Source organism: Amphritea sp., from assembly GCF_050300915.1.
In the GTDB taxonomy this organism is placed as follows: domain Bacteria; phylum Pseudomonadota; class Gammaproteobacteria; order Pseudomonadales; family Balneatricaceae; genus Amphritea.
Map to the genome: position 1 here is coordinate 1 of NZ_JBNKYN010000261.1, position 510 is coordinate 510.

The window sequence follows — 510 nt, forward strand, 5'->3', positions numbered from 1 at the left end:
CTATGAGGCCTGCACCCCTCTGCACTGGGACGCAGAGGAGTGGGACTTCTGGGCCTGGTCAGAGGATGATGAGTCCCTGACCGATGGTGAGGACCTCCAGTTCCTCCTCAATGGGGAACTGGAAGATGAAGATGATGACGACGATGTGTCCTGGGAAGGGCACGACTCCTCCTCGGAAGAGGAGGAGGATGATGAGTCGACCGAGGAAGACCCGACGACAGGAAGCTTCTTGTGCGTCGGGTCGTCCGATGAAGATGACGATGAAGACGATGGCGGAGACCTTGACAACGGAGTCGATGACGGTGATGGCTTCACCAGCGATGATGGTGCCGGAGATGACGGTAGCGACGGCCGCAGCGGCGATGACGATGGTGATGTTGGCGCGGTTCCCCTAATCAAGCACCGCAAGTTCTCAGGCACCGACTGGTGGTAGATTAGTGTCGATGTATCAAGCCGATAAATTGGCTTTAGGGGTGATCGACTCCTTTGTAATGACTTCTTTTATGAATA

General features: G+C 55.5%; 1 protein-coding gene. It reads left to right on the forward strand.

The features are described from left to right. The coding region (locus ACQY8X_RS21225; protein WP_428037111.1) for a hypothetical protein at positions 1–433 on the forward strand (433 nt) is incomplete at its 5' end. Positions 434–510 lie beyond the last annotated feature (77 nt).